This window comes from Pseudomonas sp. RL_5y_Pfl2_73 (assembly GCF_963970515.1).
Classification (GTDB): domain Bacteria; phylum Pseudomonadota; class Gammaproteobacteria; order Pseudomonadales; family Pseudomonadaceae; genus Aquipseudomonas.
The window spans coordinates 46,180-64,334 of the sequence record NZ_CAXAPD010000032.1; the positions used below are offsets into that span (position 1 = coordinate 46,180).

12 protein-coding genes are annotated in these 18,155 nt (G+C 60.2%); 8 read left to right on the forward strand and 4 right to left on the reverse strand.

Going from position 1 to position 18,155, the window contains the following annotated elements; all coding sequences use genetic code 11:
• Positions 1–119: 119 nt before the first annotated feature.
• From AACY42_RS24345 to AACY42_RS24360, 4 genes are all read right to left on the reverse strand, one after another.
• On the reverse strand, positions 120–1,544 hold the full coding sequence (locus AACY42_RS24345) for a TolC family protein (RefSeq protein WP_339482835.1): 1,425 nt from the start codon (positions 1,542–1,544) through the stop codon (positions 120–122).
• Positions 1,541–4,720: an efflux RND transporter permease subunit gene (locus tag AACY42_RS24350; RefSeq protein WP_339482837.1), complete on the reverse strand. Its 3,180-nt coding sequence runs from the start codon at positions 4,718–4,720 to the stop codon at positions 1,541–1,543. Before AACY42_RS24350 ends, AACY42_RS24345 begins: the two co-directional genes overlap by 4 nt.
• Positions 4,721–4,735: 15 nt before the next feature.
• Positions 4,736–5,989 carry a multidrug efflux RND transporter periplasmic adaptor subunit MexE gene (gene mexE, locus AACY42_RS24355; protein ID WP_339482838.1) on the reverse strand — a complete coding sequence of 418 codons (1,254 nt, stop codon included), beginning with the start codon at positions 5,987–5,989 and terminating at the stop codon, positions 4,736–4,738.
• Between the two features lie 186 nt (positions 5,990–6,175).
• Positions 6,176–6,940 (reverse strand): substrate-binding periplasmic protein, encoded by a 765-nt coding sequence (locus tag AACY42_RS24360; protein WP_339482852.1) that lies wholly within the window; start codon positions 6,938–6,940, stop codon positions 6,176–6,178.
• A gap of 1,652 nt (positions 6,941–8,592) precedes the next feature.
• Here AACY42_RS24360 and tssB point away from each other — a divergent pair.
• The 8 genes from tssB to AACY42_RS24400 all read left to right on the forward strand — a co-directional run.
• Positions 8,593–9,096: a type VI secretion system contractile sheath small subunit gene (gene tssB / locus AACY42_RS24365; protein WP_339482854.1), complete on the forward strand. Its 504-nt coding sequence runs from the start codon at positions 8,593–8,595 to the stop codon at positions 9,094–9,096.
• A gap of 36 nt (positions 9,097–9,132) precedes the next feature.
• Entirely contained in the window at positions 9,133–10,668 is a 1,536-nt protein-coding gene (gene tssC / locus AACY42_RS24370; RefSeq protein ID WP_339482839.1) for a type VI secretion system contractile sheath large subunit, read from the forward strand.
• A gap of 23 nt (positions 10,669–10,691) precedes the next feature.
• Positions 10,692–12,047: a type VI secretion system baseplate subunit TssK gene (gene tssK, locus AACY42_RS24375; protein ID WP_339482840.1), complete on the forward strand. Its 1,356-nt coding sequence runs from the start codon at positions 10,692–10,694 to the stop codon at positions 12,045–12,047.
• On the forward strand, positions 12,044–12,727 hold the full coding sequence (tssL, locus tag AACY42_RS24380; protein ID WP_339482842.1) for a type VI secretion system protein TssL, short form: 684 nt from the start codon (positions 12,044–12,046) through the stop codon (positions 12,725–12,727). Before tssK ends, tssL begins: the two co-directional genes overlap by 4 nt.
• 7 nt (positions 12,728–12,734) lie before the next feature.
• The gene (locus AACY42_RS24385; RefSeq protein WP_339482843.1) at positions 12,735–14,450 is read left to right on the forward strand and encodes an OmpA family protein; all 1,716 of its coding nucleotides are present in this window, start codon (positions 12,735–12,737) and stop codon (positions 14,448–14,450) included.
• Positions 14,451–14,471: 21 nt separating this feature from the next.
• Positions 14,472–14,963 (forward strand): Hcp family type VI secretion system effector, encoded by a 492-nt coding sequence (locus AACY42_RS24390; protein WP_339482844.1) that lies wholly within the window; start codon positions 14,472–14,474, stop codon positions 14,961–14,963.
• Positions 14,964–15,077: 114 nt separating this feature from the next.
• Positions 15,078–17,729: a type VI secretion system ATPase TssH gene (gene tssH, locus AACY42_RS24395; protein ID WP_339482846.1), complete on the forward strand. Its 2,652-nt coding sequence runs from the start codon at positions 15,078–15,080 to the stop codon at positions 17,727–17,729.
• Positions 17,726–18,155: contractile injection system protein, VgrG/Pvc8 family (locus AACY42_RS24400; RefSeq protein WP_339482848.1), on the forward strand; the 430-nt coding region annotated here is incomplete at its 3' end. The genes tssH and AACY42_RS24400, both read left to right, overlap by 4 nt.

An 18,155-nucleotide genomic window follows, 5' to 3' on the forward strand; every position in this document is an offset into this window, starting at 1 on the left:
TCCCACGGGGTCTTCCTCAGCACCCTTTAGCCGAAAAAAAGCCCCGCGTCCAAATGAGACGCGGGGCAAAAATTTGGTTGGTTGCGGCCAACCAAAGGAGCTCGGTTGAGCAGGGGAGATCAGTTGCTGGCAACGGTTTCCGGTTTCCAGCCGCCGCCCAGGGTCTTGTAGATCGCGACGATGCCGCGGTACAGGTCCACTTCGGCCTGGGCCTGGGTGTCTTCGGCTGCCAGGCGTTCGCGCTGGGCGTCGAGCAGCACGAGGAAGTCCACGGTGCCTTCGCGGTAGCGAATCTCTGCCAGGTCAGCGGCGGCGCGGCTCGATTCACTCTGGCGGATCAGCGAGATCAGCCGTTGTTGGCGCTTGCCGTAGTCGCTGAAGGCGTTTTCCGATTCTTCCAGGGCCAGCAGCACTTGCTGTTCGTAGGTCGCCAGGGCGCCGTCCGCCTCAGCGCCGGCACCGCGCAAGCGAGCCCGCACGCTGCCCAGGTCGAAAGCGGCCCAGGTAATGCTCGGGCCCAGCGCCCAGGCGTTGGCCGCCGAGGAGCCGATCTGCGAACCGCGTCCAGCCGTGAAGCCCAGGAACCCGCTCAGGCTGACCCGTGGGAACAGATCGGCCTTGGCCACGCCGATGCGCGCCGTGGCAGCGGCCAGTTGGCGCTCGGCACTGAGAATGTCCGGGCGCCGTTGCAGCAGTTCGCCCGGGTCGCCGATGGACAGGGCCTTGGCGATGGCTGGCAACTGTTTCGGGCTCAGGTCCACGCTGAGCTTGTCCGGGCGTTCGCCCAGCAACGTGGCGATGCGATTACGTTGACGCACCTGTTCGGCCTGCAGCTGCGGCACGCTGGCTTCCACCGAGGCCAGTCGTGCATCGGCACGCACCACATCGAGCTGATCGCCGACGCCGGCATCACGCAGGCTTTCGGTGATCTTGCGCGAATCCTGCTGGTTCTTGAGGTTCGCCAGGGCGATCTTTTCCCGCAGCTGCGCACCGCGCAATTGACCGTAGGCGTCCACCAGTTCGGCGATCATTGTCACTTGCAACTGATAGAGGTCGGCTTCGACGGCCTGCTGATCGGCATCGGTGGCTTCCAGGTTGCGCCGGATACGCCCGAACAAGTCCAGCTCCCAGGCCATGTCCAGGCCCAGGTCGTAACGCTCGGAGTTGATCCGGTCGTCAGTTTGCCCCATCGGATTCTGGCCTTTGCCCAGTTCGCTGCTGGCGCGGCTGGTAATGGTCGGCATGGCGTCATTGCTGGCGTCATCGCGAATCGCCCGGGCGGCCCGCAAGCGGGCGAAAGCCACGCGCAACTCGCGGTTGCCCTCCAGGGATCGGGTCACCAGTGAGTTAAGGGTCGGGTCGTCGAACTGCTGCCACCAGATGCCTTCGAACCGGGCGCGGTCGAAATTCTTCTGGCCGGCGGCGCCGTCGGTGGCGGTGGTGATATTCGCCGCCTCCGTTTGCGGGGCCTTGTAGTCCGGGCCCACGGCGCAGGCACTCAAGGCCAGCACCAGCAAGCTCGGCACGAACGCTTTCAGACTCATTGTTGCGCCTCCAGTTTCAAAGCCCGGGCCGCCTTGCGTGCCTCGCTGCGTTCGACGAAGTTGCGAATCAGTACATAGAAGACGGGGGTGAGCAGCAGACCGAAGAAGGTCACGCCGAGCATCCCGGAGAACACCGCCACACCCATGGCATGGCGCATTTCGGCACCGGCGCCGCTGGAGAACACCAGAGGCACCACGCCCATGATGAAGGCGAAGGAGGTCATCAGGATCGGCCGCAGACGCAGGCGGCACGCTTCGAGGACCGCCGCCAACGGGTTCATGCCTTCGAGCTGTTTGTCCTTGGCGAACTCGACGATCAGGATCGCGTTCTTGCAGGCAAGCCCCACCAGTACGATCAAGCCGATCTGGGTAAAGATGTTGTTGTCGCCGCCGGAGAGGATCACCCCGGTAATCGCCGACAGCAGGGTCATCGGCACGATCAGGATCACCGCCAATGGCAGGCTCCAGCTTTCGTACTGTGCCGCGAGCACCAGGAACGCCAGCAGTACACAGAGCGGGAACACGAACAGCGCGGTGTTGCCCGAGAGAATCTGCTGGTACGTCAGGTCGGTCCATTCGTACGTCATGCCGTTGGGCAGTTCGTCCCTGAGCAGTTTCTCGATGGCTTTTTCAGCCTGGCCGGAACTGTAGCCCGGGGCGGCGGCACCGTTGATTTCAGCGGTGATGAAACCGTTGTAGTGCATCACGCGGTCTGGCCCCGAGGTATCGCTGACCTTGATGAAGGTCGCCAGCGGGATCATCTCACCACGGTTGTTACGCACCTTGAGCTGGCCGATCTGGTCCGGCTCGAGACGGAATTGCTGCTCGGCCTGGACGTTGACCTGGTAGGTACGGCCGAAGCGGTTGAAGTCGTTGGCATACAACGAACCCAGGTAGATCTGCAGGGTGTCGAAGATGTCGCTGACAGCCACGCCATGGGTCTTGGCTTTTTCACGATCGATGGCAGCATCGACCTGGGGTACGTTCACGGTGTAGCTGGTGAACAACCCGGCCAGTTCCGGCACGTTGTGGCTTTTGTTGATGATGTTCATGGTTTCTTTGTACAGCTCGTCGTAGCCCAGGTTGCCCCGGTCTTCGATTTGCAGGCGGAAACCACCGATCGTACCCAGGCCCTGTACTGGCGGCGGCGGGAAGATCGCCATGTAGGCTTCCTGGATCTCCGAGTACTGGCCGTTCAAGGCACCGGCGATGGCGCCGGCCGACATGCTCGAGTCCTTGCGCTCGTCGAAGGGCTTGAGGGTCACGAACACGATGCCGGCGTTCGGGCTGTTGGTGAAGCCGTTGATCGACAGGCCCGGGAAGGCCACGGCGCTTTCAACGCCCGGTTGCTTGAGGGCCAGGTCCGACATGCGCTTGATCACGTCTTCGGTACGATCCAGGCTCGCGGCGTCCGGCAACTGGGCGAAGGCCACCAGGTATTGCTTGTCCTGGCCGGGCACGAAACCGGTGGGGGTGTTGGAGAAACCGAAGAAGGTCAACACCATCAGGCCCGCGTAGAGGACCAAGGCGATGCCGCTGCTACGAATCACCCGGGCGACGGTGCCCACGTACCCGTGGCTGGCACGCTCGAAGAAGCGGTTGAACGGCCGGAACAGCCAGCCACCGAAGAGCTTGTCGAGGAACTTGGAGAAACGGTCCTTGGGCGCGTCATGGCCCTTGAGCAATACGGCGGCCAGGGCCGGCGACAGGGTCAGGGAGTTGACTGCCGAAATCACCGTGGAGATGGCAATGGTCAGGGCGAACTGCTTATAGAACTGCCCGGTCAAGCCACTGATGAACGCTGCCGGGACGAACACCGCGCACAGCACCAGGGCGGTGGCGATGATCGGCCCGGTCACTTCGCCCATGGCCCGCTTGGTCGCTTCCACCGGGGTCAGTCCGAGGCCAATGTTACGCTCGACGTTCTCCACTACCACGATGGCGTCATCCACCACGATACCGATCGCCAGTACCAGGCCGAACAGCGAGAGGGCGTTCAACGAGAAGCCAAACAGGTGCATCACCGCGAACGTACCGATCAGCGATACCGGTACCGCCACCAATGGAATGATCGAGGCGCGCCAGGTCTGCAGAAACAGGATCACCACCAGCACCACGAGAATCAGGGCTTCGAACAGGGTATGTACCACGGCCTCGATGGAGCCACGGACGAAGATCGTCGGGTCATAGACGATGCTGTAGTCCATCCCGGCCGGGAAGCCCTTCTTCAACTCATCCATCTTCTCGCGGACGTCGTTGGAGATCTGGATGGCGTTGGAGCCCGGACGCTGGAAGATCGGGATCGCTACGGCCGGCTGGTTGTCCAGCAGCGAACGCAGGGCGTATTGGCTGGAACCCAGTTCGACCCGGGCGATGTCCTTCAGACGAGTGATCTCACCGTTGGCGCCGGAACGAATGATGATGTTCTCGAACTCTTCCTCATTCACCAGGCGACCCTGGGTGTTGATCGACAGCTGGAAAGCCTGGGCATTGGGTGCTGGCGGCGCACCCAGGGCACCGGCAGCCACCTGGCGGTTCTGTTCACGGATCGCCGTGACCACGTCGGTGGCGGTCAGGTTGCGCGAAGCGGTCTTGTTCGGATCCAGCCAGACCCGCAGGGAGTAGTCGCCCATGCCGAACAGCTGCACATCACCCACGCCACCCAGGCGCGCCAGCTCATCCTTGATGTTGAGCAGGGCGTAGTTGGACAGGTAGAGCATGTCGTAGCGTTTGTCCGGCGAGGTCAAGTGCACGACCATGGTCAGGTCGGGCGATGCCTTGTCCACCGTGATGCCGATCCGGGTCACTTCTTCCGGCAGCTTGGGCTCGGTCCGGGTGACGCGGTTTTGCACCTGCACCTGGGCGTTGTCCAGGTCGGTGCCCAGGGCGAAGGTGATGGTCAGGGTGATCTTGCCGTCAGCGGTGGACTGCGAAGACATGTACAACATGTTCTCGACGCCGGTGATGGCTTGCTCCAGGGGCGCGGCCACGGTCTCGCCGATGACCTTGGGGTTGGCGCCCGGGAAATTGGCGCGCACGACCACGGTCGGCGGCACGACTTCCGGGTATTCGCTGATTGGCAATTGGAACAGCGAGATGGCGCCGGCGATCAGGATCAGCAGCGAAAGCACTGCTGCGAAGATCGGCCGCGAAATGAAGAACTGGGAAAATTTCATCTTGGATTCAGTCCCTTAACCGCGTGGGGTCGCAGCGGCCAAATTGCCTGCCGACTCTGACGCGTTCTTGGATGGCGCGACTTGGGGCAGGTTGCTGGCTTCGAGCGCTTTACGTTGTTGGGCCAGGGCGGCGATGGTTTCTTCACTGGCCATCGGCACGGTTTCAGGCGTGACCGGCGAACCGGGGCGAGCCCGTTGCAGCCCCTTGACGATGATGGTGTCGTCTTTGCTCAGGCCGCTGCGCACGATGCGCAGGCCTTCGATCTTCGGACCCAGCTCGACGGCGCGGTAGGCCGGCTTGTTCTCGGCATCCATCACCAGCACGAATTTCTTGCCCAGGTCGGTGCCGACGGCTTCGTCGTTGATCAGCACGGCGGCGTAAGTACCGCTGCCCACCAGCTTCAGGCGGGCATAAAGGCCTGGGGTGTAGGCGCCGTCCTTGTTGTCGAACACGGCGCGACCACGGATGGTGCCGGTCTGCGGGTTGACCTGGTTGTCAACGAAGTTCATGTGGCCCTGGTGCGGGTTGCCGTCTTCGTTGGACAGGCCCATGTAGACCGGCGTGGCTTGGCCGCGCTGGCCCTGGCGGGCAAGTTGGGTGTACTTGAGGAAGACACCTTCGTCGGCATCGAAGTAGGCATAGACCTTGTCGGTGGAGACCACGCTGGTGAGCGGGGTGACGTCAGCGGTCACCAGGTTGCCGGCGGTGATGTCCGCTCGGCTGACGCGACCGCTGATGGGCGAGGTCACCCGGGTGAAGCTCAGGTTCAGCTTGGCCAGGTCCAATTGTGCCTGGATAGCCGCGGCAGCGGCGCGGGCTTCCTGGGCGGCGCTGGTGCGCGAGTCGGCCAGCTCGGCGGAAATGGCGTTGCTCAAGCGCAGACGTTCACCACGCTGGGCTTCGTTCTTGCTGCGGGTGGCGGTGGCGCGGGCTTGAGCCAGTTGGGCGTCGAGACGACGTACTTCAGCCTGGAAGGGGCGTGGGTCGATCTGGAACAACAGATCGCCTTTCTTGACCAGCGAACCTTCGGTGAAGGCCACTTTGTCGATCTGCCCGGAAACCCGTGGGCGGATCTCGACGGTTTCCGGCGCCTCAAGGCGTCCGGTGAATTCATCCCATTCGTTGACCGGCTGTTCCAGTACCTTGGCCACACTGACTTTGGCCGGCGGCATCGAGGCTGTCGAGTCGGGAGTCTTGCCGCAGGCGCTCACCACCAGCACCGCCAGCAGCGCGAGGGGAAAACGCAGTTTTGAAAGTGAATGTTCCATGGATACCATCCGCCAATGTATTGAGAATGGGCGGATGATGCGTGGCGCAAGGCAGAGGAACGAATCGAATGAAGCAAAGGTAACTATCATTCAGAATGATATAAGCCATCGACAAGGCCTCTATTGCGGGGATCTTGTTAGGGGGCTATCAATGTAGTTGATGGTCGGCGGGTCTCCAGGGAACAGCTATTCGGGCAAGTAGACGTCATGGATGCGCTTGATTGAACCATCCTTGCGAAGTGCGTCAATGGCATCGCGCAAGTCCTCCACCATTTGGGGCGAGCATTGCTTGGAACAGGCCAGGTAGAGATCGGCATGGCTGCCGACCGGGCTCATGAGCAGTTTGCGCTTGGACACCCTCGGCCAGATATATCGACTCTCTGGGACGCCGTTGAACCAGGCATCGATGCGTCCCATTAAAAGCATCTGGGCGGGGTTGTCGCCAATGGCCAGCGTATGGATCTGCCTTTCGCTGAACCCTTCGCTGCGCAGGATCTGTTCCTGCGCACTGCCCAGGCCGACGCCAATCTTGTGGTAGGTTTCTTTTGCTTGGGCAAAGCTGCTCACTTTCCGGTCGAGGCTGAAGAAGGCCCGCTCCATGGGCATGATCGAGGCGATCCAGGTGAAGCGTTCTTCACGTTCCGGTATGCGCGACAGGGGAGCGATCAGGTGGTCATGCTCCTCGCTCACGTGTTTCTGCGACCTGGCCCAGGGCAGTACATGGATTTTCATCACATACCCGGCTTTGGCCATGGCTGCCACGGCGACATCGCCAACGATGCCGTGGCCCCTGGGGTCGTTGACAAAGGTCAGCGGGGGCGCATCCAGAATGTGCAGTTCAATCGTCAGGGGTTCACCGCACGCGTTATCGACAACCAGCAGCGGTAACAACAGACAAAGCCTGGATAGCGCTCTGGTGGGGGCATTCAAAACGCGCTTGCTCGGGCTCATGATCAATACTTCAGGCATTGGAAAGTGGTGCGCCATTTTACGGGGCGGCGCAGGAAACAGCGTGTTGTTGGCCGATTTTATGTGATGCAGCCCCCCAAAAAGCGGATTCGCCACAACCGTTTTATCTGGACAGGCCCGTCTGTTGCATCGGCCTGACTGCGTGTATCTGAAGGTATAGATCATCCCGTCGACAAAAGCCTTGGGTCTTGCAAGTTGACGCCGGATCACGGCGGTTGATTGAACGCTGTGTAGGCGCTGTCGAGTGCAAAGAGGCTGCGATCTTTCCCCAGCCACGTGAGTCCCCAGCGAAAGATCAAAAGATCGCAGGCTTCGCCACCTCCTACGGAGCCCAGCGCGAGCAAGCTCCGGCTCCCTCGCCACGTCGCCAGGCGTATCTGTATGAGCATCCCTGCGTAATCCTGTTCTTACAGATCTGAGGATTCGGCCACGCACGCACCTGTTCGTAGGTGCAGTCTGTAATCCCTCTCCTGTCTGTTTGTGGGGGCATTCCTTTTATTCAGATGGACCAGTACTTGGACCTACCCGGTTTTGCGCCGAGTTCCTTACATTTGGCCCGCTAAACGAACAGGCAGGATGAAAAGCAATAGCAATGATTGATGCTTGGTGGGAACAGCAACAGCAATGTAATTCGCGGTCAGGTGCCCGACGGGCTTGCGGGCAACGTTTGAGAGGCATGCTGGAGGAATACGGCATTTATCCCGTGGCGTTTGCCGAGGTGCTGCGTATCAACCCTCAATGCCTGACGAATTGGAGTGCGCGAGGCATACCTCGGTTGCGGGTAGAGCAACTGGCGCGTTTGCTGAGTGTCAGTAAGGTGTGGCTGGCCACAGGGGAGGGCGAGCGGGCAGGAGATGTGTTCGGGGCGCCGTCCTGCGTGGAAAGGCGTTGCCGGGGTCAAGGGTGAATTCGAGCAGCGTCTGAAAAATGTCATCGACGCGGTGTCCGAAACCCCGATGCTTGGTCGCGTCTATCTGACGGTATAAATCATCCGACCGCCAAAAATCTTGAACTTTGTCTTTTGTTATCAGTTCCCAGAATGAGCGTGCAAAGCGGAACTCATTGTGTCCGGCTTTGCGTCTGTAATTTGTTTCCTAAATATTTGAGCGCTCGCCCATACATTCGTATGGGTGAGCACTGTTGTGGGAATTTTCTGTAAGCCCCCCGTTTGCTTATTGTGGGGTTGTTCCTTTTTCGATGGCGACCACCTTGTTAAACCTATCCAGCTTTGTGCTGCGTTGCTTACAGTCAGTACCACTGAATGTACGAGCAAGATGCAGGGCAATCACGATGGTCAATGTTTGGTGGAAACAAAGTAATCCGCAGTCCAGCGCCCGGCGAGCTTGCGCACAACGATTGAGTGGCCTGCTGAAGGAGTACGGCATCCCTGCCTCGGGTTTTGCCGAGGTACTGCGTATAACTCCTCAATGTTTGTGCTACTGGAAAAGACGAGGCGTACCTCGATTGCGGGTGGAGCAGCTCGCGCGTTTGCTGAGTGTCAGTGAGGTGTGGCTGGCTACAGGGGAGGGCGAGCGGGCAAGTGGGTTATATCGGCAGCGGGAGCAAGATCAAGCAGACGGTACATGAGCCGTCTTCAGATGCGGCAATGGCCGTTGAAAACAAGGAGCAAAAACATGGCTTCAAACAGTTTCCAAAATGAGGTGCCCAAAGCGCGGGTCAATATCAAACTCGACTTGCACACCGGAGGCGCGCAGAAAAAAGTCGAGTTGCCACTGAAATTGATGGTGATGGGTGACTACAGCAACGGCAAGGAGCATCGCCAGTTGTCGGAGCGAGAAAAAATCGACATCAACCGAAATAACTTCGATAGCGTCTTGGGTGAGTTTTCTCCAAGACTGAAACTTAGAGCGAATAATACCCTGGCTGATGATGATTCCGACGTGTCTGTCGAGTTGAAGTTTCAAAGTATGAAGGATTTCGAACCGGAGCAGGTAGCACGGCAGATTCCTCAATTGCGCGCATTGCTGGCCATGCGCAATCTATTACGTGACCTGAAATCTAACTTGTTGGATAACGTAACCTTTCGTCACGAGTTGGAGCGCATCCTCAAGGATGATGCGCTCAGCGATGAGTTGCGAGCCGAGTTGGCAGCGTTGGCGCCAGAAACCGTTCGTTAATTAAAATTGCCGGCAGCCCAGAAGAGTACATTAACTATGTCCGTTGAAAGTTCTAACGTGCAATCGCGCGGCGCTACAGTGTTGTCCGAAGAAAGTGGTGTCTACGCTGCGCTTTTCAGCAAGATCAATCTAAGCCCTGTCGCAGAGTTGGCAGATATCGAAACTTTCCAGCACGCCGAGGCCTTGTCGGAGGCGTCGACTGATGAACGGGTCACTGCCGCTGTCAGCGTGTTCTTGAAATTGCTAAAACAGTCATCGCAAAAAGTGGAGCGTTTGGACAAGGTTCTGCTCGATGAGCATATCGCCTCGCTGGACATGCAGATCAGTCGCCAACTCGACGTAGTGATGCATCACCCCGACTTTCAACGAGTCGAATCAACCTGGCGTGGCGTGAAGTCATTGATCGACCAGACCGATTTTCGCCAGAACGTGCGCATAGAATTGCTGGATATCAGCAAGGACGATCTGGTGCGGGACTTCGAAGATGCACCGGAAATAGCGCAGAGCGGTTTGTATTTGCACACGTACACTCGCGAATACGACACGCCGGGTGGGGAGCCGATTGCGGCAGCCATCTCCAACTACGAGTTCGATCGCAGCCCGCAGGACATCGCGTTGCTGCGCAACATCTCGAAAGTGTCGGCAGCGGCGCACATGCCGTTCATTGGTGCGGTGGGCCCGGCGTTCTTTGGTAAGAAGTCCATGGAGGAAGTAGCGGCCATCAAGGACATCGGTAACTACTTCGATCGTGCCGAATACATCAAGTGGAAAGCATTTCGCGACAGTGACGACGCGCGCTACATCGGCCTGACCCTGCCTCAGGTCCTGGGTCGCCTGCCGTATGGGCCGGATACGATTCCCGTGCGCAGCTTCAACTACATCGAAAGCGTCAAAGGCCCCGACCACGATAAGTACCTGTGGACCAACGCGTCTTTTGCCTTCGCTGCGAACATGGTCAAGAGCTTTATCGCGAACGGTTGGTGTGTGCAGATTCGAGGGCCGCAGTCCGGCGGTGCGGTTACAGACTTGCCGATCCATTTGTACGACCTGGGTACCGGTAACCAGGTGAAGATTCCTTCGGAGGTGATGATTCCGGAAACCCGCGAATTCGAATTCGCCAATCTCGGTTTCATTCCGCTGTCGTATTACAAGAACCGTGATTATGCGTGTTTCTTCTCCGCCAGTTCCGCCCAGAAGCCAGCTTTGTACGACACCCCGGATGCCACCGCCAACAGCCGAATCAACGCGCGCCTGCCTTATATCTTCCTGCTCTCGCGCATCGCCCATTATTTGAAACTGATCCAGCGCGAAAACATCGGCACCACCAAGGACCGTCGTTTATTGGAGTTGGAACTCAATAAATGGATCGGCGGGTTGGTCACCGAGATGACCGACCCGGGCGATGACCTGCAGGCATCCCATCCGCTACGTGACGCGAAAGTGACCGTAGAAGACATTGAAGACAATCCCGGTTTCTTCCGCGTGAAGTTGTACGCGGTGCCGCACTTTCAAGTCGAGGGCATGGACGTCAACTTGTCACTGGTTTCGCAGATGCCCAAGGCAAAAGCCTGACTCACTCCCAAGGAAACGATGCCATGAAAATCGATCGTCCTTTGTGGGCGTCCGGGACTTTGTTGTCTGCGCAACAGTTCCAGCAGCAGGCGCGCTGGGAAGCTTGGGCCAACGAACAGCTTGCTCACCTGGCCTTGGCACACCCATGGGGGGTGAAGGCTGTTGCGTTTGACCTGGACGCATTGCGCCTGGGCAAGCTCAAGGCAACCCGGCTGAGTGTGCGCATGCCCGATGGAACCCTGCTCGATAGTGAAAGGGTGGATCGTTTGCCGCCAGGGCTGGAGTTGGCGCGGCTGCTGCCTGACGATATCCAGCAAACGCTCGTGCTGCTGGCTTTGCCCTTGGAGCAGGCCAACGGTAACAACTGCCTGTTGCAGGAAGGCCGGGCTGATCGGCCGACCCGTTATCGCCAGGACTGGCGAGCGGTACAGGATCTTTATGCAGACGAAGTGCAGTCGATCGGCGTACTGGAGCACGTGCTGAGCCTACGCCTGGATAAGGACGACAACGGCGATTACCTGACTTGCCCCATCGCGCGCCTGGTGCGCGAGGGGCAGGAGGGGTGGAGCCTCGACTCGACCTACGTGCCGCCGCTGCTCAGTTTCGCCGCGCATCCGGGGCTCCTGGGCCAGCTGGATAACCTGCTGACGCAGTTGTCGGCCAAGCGGCAACGACTGATGAGCATGCGTCGGGAAAGCAATCAGCGCATGGCCGATTTTGCCGTGGCCGATGTGTCGTTGTTCTGGCTGCTCAATGCCTTGAATACCTACCAGCCGGTGCTGACGGACCTCAAGGCGTACCCGCAGCGGCATCCCGAGCAGGTCTACTTGGAGTTGATCAAACTGGCCGGCAGCCTGCTGACGTTCTCGCTGGAACACGATATCGACAAAATTCCCGCCTATCGGCATGCGCACTTGGAAACCGTGTTTGCACCGCTGATACGCACCATCTCCACTTTGCTGGAAGCCAGTCTGCCGTCGCGGGTCATTGCCTTGGTATTGGAGAAGAAGGGCGTCAATCGCTGGGAGGTGACACTCAACGATGAGCGCCTGCGTGAACCTGGTGGTGCGGATTTCTACCTGTCGGTTCGCAGCCATTCGCCGGCGGCGCAGTTGCAGGATCAATTTCCTCGCCTGTGCAAGGCCGGTGCGCCGGACGATGTCGATGCTTTGATCAATGCCGCACTCGACGGCGTGCCACTGAAACCGCTCAGCCATGTGCCGGCGGCGATACCTCTGCGTCTGGAGAACCAGTACTTCGTCCTGGACCTCGGTCATCCCAAGGGACAGGCGATGTTAGCCATGGGGACCTGCGCCTTCTACGTGCCCAGCACGCTGGCGGATGTACAACTTGAACTGTTTGCGGTGCTGCGCACATGAATCTGATCACTTCGAAAAAACACAACGCAACGACGGTGGACATCGATGACCTGTTGCAGGGCACCTATCTGCTGGTGGTCGAGTTGCGCCGAGGCGCTTCGGTGCCCGATAGCGAGGCATTGGGAGACCTTTGTGTGACGCAGGTCGAACAGGTTCGCCAACGGCTCGAGCAGGCGGGGTTGAGCCCGCGTAGCGTCGATCACATCAACCATGCCCAATGCGCATTGCTGGATGAGACCGTGCTGACTTGCACGCAAGGGACTGAACGTACCGACTGGGCCAGGGAGCCGTTGCAGGCCAGGTTTTTCAATCGGCATCAGGCGGGTGAGTTTCTTTACGAGGATATGCGGGAGGTGTTGCGCGAAGCCGCGCCGGATCAGGCAGTGTTGACCGCGTTTCAACGGATATTGACGCTTGGTTTCCGGGGGCGTTACCAGGATATAGCCGATCCGGAGCGCGAGCAGATTCTGGCTGCCCTCAACGCACAAGTTATGCCCCTGGCGTTCAATCCTGGCCCGACTACCCAGGTGGCCGGCAGCGAACTGATCGAGCGTTTGCGCCAGCTACGTTCACCCTTGGTACATGCCCTGGCGGTCGTCCTGTTGTTCGCGGGTGTCTGGTGGGCTATGGACCATCTGTTGAACGGCGTGATCGCCTCACTTTTGCCCGACCAAGCGTGAGGCGCACATGACGCTCAAACTGCAACGAGTTCTTTGGCTGTGGGCGGGCATGCTTGCGCTCGCACTACTGGCCATCATTGCGCTTGCCACTTGGGTACGCGTCGTCGCGATGCTGATCGTGGTGTGCTGTGTTGGGTTGGGCTGGGTGCTGTCCAGTCGCCACGCCGCGCGTCGGCGTGGATCGGTGAACCTGGCCGCGAGCATGTCCTTGCCCGCGGCTTCATTTCGTCGACCGGTCGTACTGGTGTGTGGCGATGACTTGGAGGGCTTGTTCGGCACCGTTGCAGAGGAACAAATGGCCCTGCGCGTGAGCGACCAGGGATGCTACGTACGAGTGCCGGGGGTGGAACAGCTACCGGCCTTCACCGAAAGCGTCCTGGCCGTGCGCCCGGATTGGGGCAGTCAGCTCAGTGTGATGCTGATCGTCAATCCGGCTGCGCACGCCGAGGCCGGCGTCCTGGCGGGCCACTTGCGCACCTTCCGCTACCAGTTCGCCCAAGCGAGAAAGTACGGCGGCGCGCTACCGCTGGTGCTGCTGAGCTACCTACCGACATCGCAAAGCGAAGATCCCTGGTTCTGTTGGGCGAACGGCCAGTCCAGTCCCCGGGTTCGTAATGCCGGTGCCTGCGTCAGTGTGGCCGATTGGCAGTCGCAATCCGCTGATTCGTCAGTGCAAACCGCGCGGACATGCACCGTCGTGCAACTGCGCAGCGTTAGCGTCTGGCTGAATGAAGCGGTCCTACCACACTTGTGGTTCGATGATGCCGTGGGGCCGGCAATGATTTGCGCGATCAAACCAGTACCGGCGTTACCCCTGCTCGTGGAGGGGAGTTTGTGGCAGCAATGGCTACGCAACAAGGTAGCGCTGGACGACAACAGACAAGCATTGACAGGTGCACAGCTGCCGTTCCCGGACCCTGTATTGAACGTGATTCCACGACGCGGCCAAGGCTCTCAGACACAGCGCGCCAGTGTCGTTGCGTTGTGGATGCTTGCGCTGACCGGCGTGCTCGCATTGGCTCACTCTGCGTGGCAAAACACCTTGTTGGTCCGTCAGGTCAGCGACGATCTGCAACGGTACACCTCCCTTTCGGCATTGAAACAACGTGATCGGCAGACCATCGCCCGGCGTGAAGTCGCAGCGCGGGAGCTCCGTCAAGCAGGCCAGCGACTGGACACCTATTACCGCAACGGTGAACCGTTGGCGCTAGGCCTGGGCCTGTATCGCGGCGAACGCTTGCGTACGCGGCTGTGGGCGGTGCTCGCCAATCACCGTGAGCGGTCGCTTTCGATACCCCTGCAATTACCCACCCCGGTACGCCTGGACAGCCTCTCGCTGTTCAGTCCGGGCAGTGCGCAACTCAAACCGAACTCGACCAAGGTGTTGATCGATGCGCTGGTCGGTATCAAGGCCCAACCAGGCTGGCTGATCGTGATTGCCGGGCACACCGATGCCACCGGCGATGCGTCGCAGAACCTTCGGTTGTCCCGTGCACGTGCAGCCGCCGTGCATGACTGGATGCAGCACATGGGCGGCATCCCCGACAGCTGCTTTGCCGTGCAAGGGTTCGGCGCGAGCTACCCGATCGCCAGCAATGACACCGAGGCAGGGCGCGCCGCCAATCGTCGTGTCGATATTCGTCTGGTACCCGAAGTGGGGGCCTGTGCATTTCCCACGGCAGGCCCAGACACGCAACCCCCTGTCGCATCAAGCGACTCTTAACCTCAGAAACAGGAGCTTCCCATGGCAATTCCCATTTATCTCTGGCTGCACAAGGATGCAAACGAGCCCATCAAGGGGTCGGTGGATGTGCAAGACCGCGAGGGCAGTATCGAGGTGCTCGCCCAGGAACACAGCCTTGCGATCCCCACGGATAGCAACACCGGCAAATTGACCGGCGCGCGGATGCACGCACCGTTTGTGTTTACCAAGGAAATCGATGCTTCGACGCCTTACCTCTACAAGGCAGTGACGAGTGGGGAAACCCTTGAGAGCGCCGAATTCAAGTGGTACCGCATCAACGATGCCGGGCAGGAAGTCGTGTATTTCGTCACCCGCTTGGAAAACGTCAAGGTGGTGAAAGTCGCGCCGAAAATGCATGACATCAAGGATCCGGATAAAGAGAAGCACAACCATCTGGAAGAAGTTGCGTTGCGCTACGAAAAGGTCACCTGGACCTACAAGGACGGCAACATCATTCATTCCGATGCCTGGAGCGAACGCCAGAGCGCCTGACACGCCCACGTCGGTGTGTTGGGTTGAGCGTCCGTTCGCGGGCGCTCAGCCAAGCACATCTGCTTTCAATCTTCGCTTGCACCAACACTGAAACCCACACAAGGACGCCCCCTCATGGCACAGAGCGCCACTCGTTTGCTTCGTCGTCTAAATCCCTACTGTGCCCAGGCATTGAGTGACGCGGCGTCGCTGTGTCAAAGCCGTGCCCATGGACATATCACCATCGAGCACTGGTTGCTCAAGTTGCTGGGGCAGGGCGAGGGTGACCTGACGGTGATCGCTCGGCGTTACGAATGGGATCTGGAGGCGCTCTGGTGCGACCTGCTCAACCACCTCGACAGCCTGCCGCGCAGCGTACAGGGCAAGCCGCAGCTGTCGGAGCCGTTGCAGGAGCTGATCAGGAATGCCTGGCTGCGCGCCTCGCTGGATGACGACTACGACCGGCTGCGTTCCGCGCATCTGTTGGGAGCGCTGATGGACACGCCCGGCCTGCTGGTTTGCGCTGAGGCCTGGCCATTGCTGAGCCTCAGCGAGACCCAATTGCAGCGCTTGTTTGTCTTGCTGGATCAAACTTCCGAAGAACGCCCGGAGGTACAAGAACATGTTGCGATGAACGAGCCCATCATCGCCGTTCCCGGTAGTGCGAAACCCGATGCACGGCAGGTGCTGCTGGACAGATTCACCCAGGACCTGACCGCCCAGGCGCAGGAAGGGCAGATCGATCCGGTGTTCGGTCGCGACGATGAAATACGCCAAGTCATCGACATCCTCAGTCGTCGACGCAAGAACAACCCGATCCTGGTCGGCGAGCCGGGCGTGGGTAAGACCGCGCTGGTCGAAGGCCTGGCGCTGCGCATCGCCCAGGGCGACGTGCCCGACAGCCTCAAGTCGGTCAGCGTGCGTGCGTTGGACCTCGGGCTGTTGCAAGCCGGAGCCGGGGTCAAGGGTGAGTTCGAGCAGCGCCTGAAAAATATCATCGACGCGGTGCAGCAGTCCGAAAACCCGATCCTGCTGTTCATCGATGAAGCCCATACGCTGATCGGCGCCGGCAACCAGGCGGGCGGCACCGATGCGGCCAACCTGCTCAAACCGGCCTTGGCTCGTGGCGAACTGCGCACGATCGCCGCCACCACCTGGAGCGAATACAAACAATACTTCGAACGCGATGCGGCATTGGAACGGCGTTTCCAAAGGGTCAAGGTCGACGAACCGGACGACACCAACGCCTGCCTGATGTTGCGCGGCCTCAAGGCACGTTACGCCAGCCACCATGGCGTGCACATTCAGGATGCGGCGGTACAGGCCGCCGTCAGTCTGTCGCGGCGCTACCTCACCGGCCGCCAATTGCCAGACAAGGCGGTTGACCTGCTGGACACGGCCAGCGCACGGGTGCGCATGAGCGTGGATTGCGAGCCGCAGGTGTTGGTCCGCCTCAAGGCAAGGCAGGTTGCCCTGGAACTGGAGCGCCAAGCGCTGGAAGCGGATCAGGGCCTGGGCGGCAACGTCGATACTCAACGCATGACGCAGATCGCCGTGCAACAAACCGAGTTGGAACGCGGCCGAGTCGAGCGGGTCCGCCAATACAGGCAGGTGCTTGATTTGTCCCAGCAGTTGCTCGATGCCCGCGAGGCAGAGCCAATGCGACAGGATGATTGTGTGCGGTTGCAGCGACAACTGGAGGCGATCCAAGGCAATCAACCCTTGTTGTCCCTCGACGTCGACGCACGCAGCGTGGCTGAAGTGATCGCCGATTGGACCGGCGTGCCTCTGAGTAGTCTGCTCAAGGACGAACAAACCAACCTGCTGGAGCTGGAACAGCAATTGGCCGAGCGCGTGATCGGCCAGGCCCCTGCACTTAATGCTCTGGCCCAGCGCCTGCGCGCGGCCAAGGCCGGGCTCACCGATGACAAGGGGCCCTTGGGTGTTTTCCTGTTGGTGGGCAGCAGCGGGGTCGGCAAGACCGAAACCGCCCTGGCCCTGGCCGACAGCCTGTTCGGTGGCGAAAAATCCCTTATCACCCTCAACCTTTCCGAGTACCAGGAAGCCCACACCGTCAGCCAGCTCAAGGGCTCGCCGCCCGGTTACGTCGGCTATGGGCAGGGCGGCGTGCTGACCGAAGCCGTGCGCCAGCGGCCCTACAGTGTCGTGCTGCTCGACGAAGTGGAAAAAGCCCACCGCGACGTTCTCAATCTGTTCTACCAAGTCTTCGATCGCGGCTTCATGCGCGATGGGGAAGGGCGCGAGATCGACTTTCGCAACACCGTCATCCTCATGACCTCCAACCTGGGCAGCGAGCCATTGCAGGCCTGCTTGCAGGCGCAACCCGACGCGCCGGACAGCGTGCTGCATGACCTGATGCGACCGATCCTGCGTGAACATTTTCAGCCGGCTCTCCTGGCCCGCTTCCAGACCCTCATCTACCGCCCTCTGCAAGAGGATGCCCTGCAACGCATCGTCGCGATCAAGCTGGGGCAGGTCGCCAAGCGGTTGCAGCGCCACTATGGCTTGCACTGCGAGATCGACGACGCTCTCAACCAGGCCCTGGTCGCCGCCTGCCTGCTGCCCGACACCGGTGCACGCAACATCGATAGCCTGCTCAACGAACAGATCCTGCCGGTGCTGAGCCAACAGTTGTTGCAACGTCGGGCAGCGCAGTTGCGGACCCGCGTGGTGCACCTGGGTCATTGCCAGGAGGAGGGGATTACCCTGCGCTTCGTCGATGCCGCAGACGCTGCCGGGGCTGTCGATATGGAGCCCGCGCAATGAACATGCCCATCTTCTTCGACCACAGCCGCCACACCCTGAGCGTCTACAACCTCAAGGCCCGCCTCGACGTCCTGGCCTTCGCCGGCGAAGAACACCTGAGCCGGCCCTACCATTACCGCATCGAGTTCACCTGCACCGAGCGCGACCTGGCGGCCACCGACCTGCTCAACCACAGCGCCCATTTCAGCCTGTACCCGATGCCGCCACCGCCGACACCGAAGGGCTTCAAGCCCCCGGTGATCAAGCCGCTGCGCACCTTCCACGGTGCGGTCACCGAGTTCAAGCGCCTGTCCGGTTCTCACGACGAAGCCCGCTACGAAATCACCCTGCAACCGCGTTTCGCGCTGCTGGGCCGGGGCAAACAGTTCCGCATCTACCAGTACCAGTCGGTGCCGGAGATCGTCGAGCACATCCTGCGCACGCGCC

What these genes read in the sequence shown, in the direction of transcription:
- AACY42_RS24345 (WP_339482835.1), bottom strand. Translation starts at nt 1,544, where the DNA reads ATGAGTCTGAAAGCGTTCGTGCCGAGCTTGCTGGTGCTGGCCTTGAGT.
- tssC (WP_339482839.1), top strand. Translation starts at nt 9,133, where the DNA reads ATGTCCGTTGAAAGTTCTAACGTGCAATCGCGCGGCGCTACAGTGTTG.
- AACY42_RS24390 (WP_339482844.1), top strand. Translation starts at nt 14,472, where the DNA reads ATGGCAATTCCCATTTATCTCTGGCTGCACAAGGATGCAAACGAGCCC.
- AACY42_RS24350 (WP_339482837.1), bottom strand. Translation starts at nt 4,720, where the DNA reads ATGAAATTTTCCCAGTTCTTCATTTCGCGGCCGATCTTCGCAGCAGTG.
- AACY42_RS24385 (WP_339482843.1), top strand. Translation starts at nt 12,735, where the DNA reads ATGACGCTCAAACTGCAACGAGTTCTTTGGCTGTGGGCGGGCATGCTT.
- mexE (WP_339482838.1), bottom strand. Translation starts at nt 5,989, where the DNA reads ATGGAACATTCACTTTCAAAACTGCGTTTTCCCCTCGCGCTGCTGGCG.
- tssB (WP_339482854.1), top strand. Translation starts at nt 8,593, where the DNA reads ATGGCTTCAAACAGTTTCCAAAATGAGGTGCCCAAAGCGCGGGTCAAT.
- tssK (WP_339482840.1), top strand. Translation starts at nt 10,692, where the DNA reads ATGAAAATCGATCGTCCTTTGTGGGCGTCCGGGACTTTGTTGTCTGCG.
- AACY42_RS24360 (WP_339482852.1), bottom strand. Translation starts at nt 6,940, where the DNA reads ATGAGCCCGAGCAAGCGCGTTTTGAATGCCCCCACCAGAGCGCTATCC.
- tssL (WP_339482842.1), top strand. Translation starts at nt 12,044, where the DNA reads ATGAATCTGATCACTTCGAAAAAACACAACGCAACGACGGTGGACATC.
- tssH (WP_339482846.1), top strand. Translation starts at nt 15,078, where the DNA reads ATGGCACAGAGCGCCACTCGTTTGCTTCGTCGTCTAAATCCCTACTGT.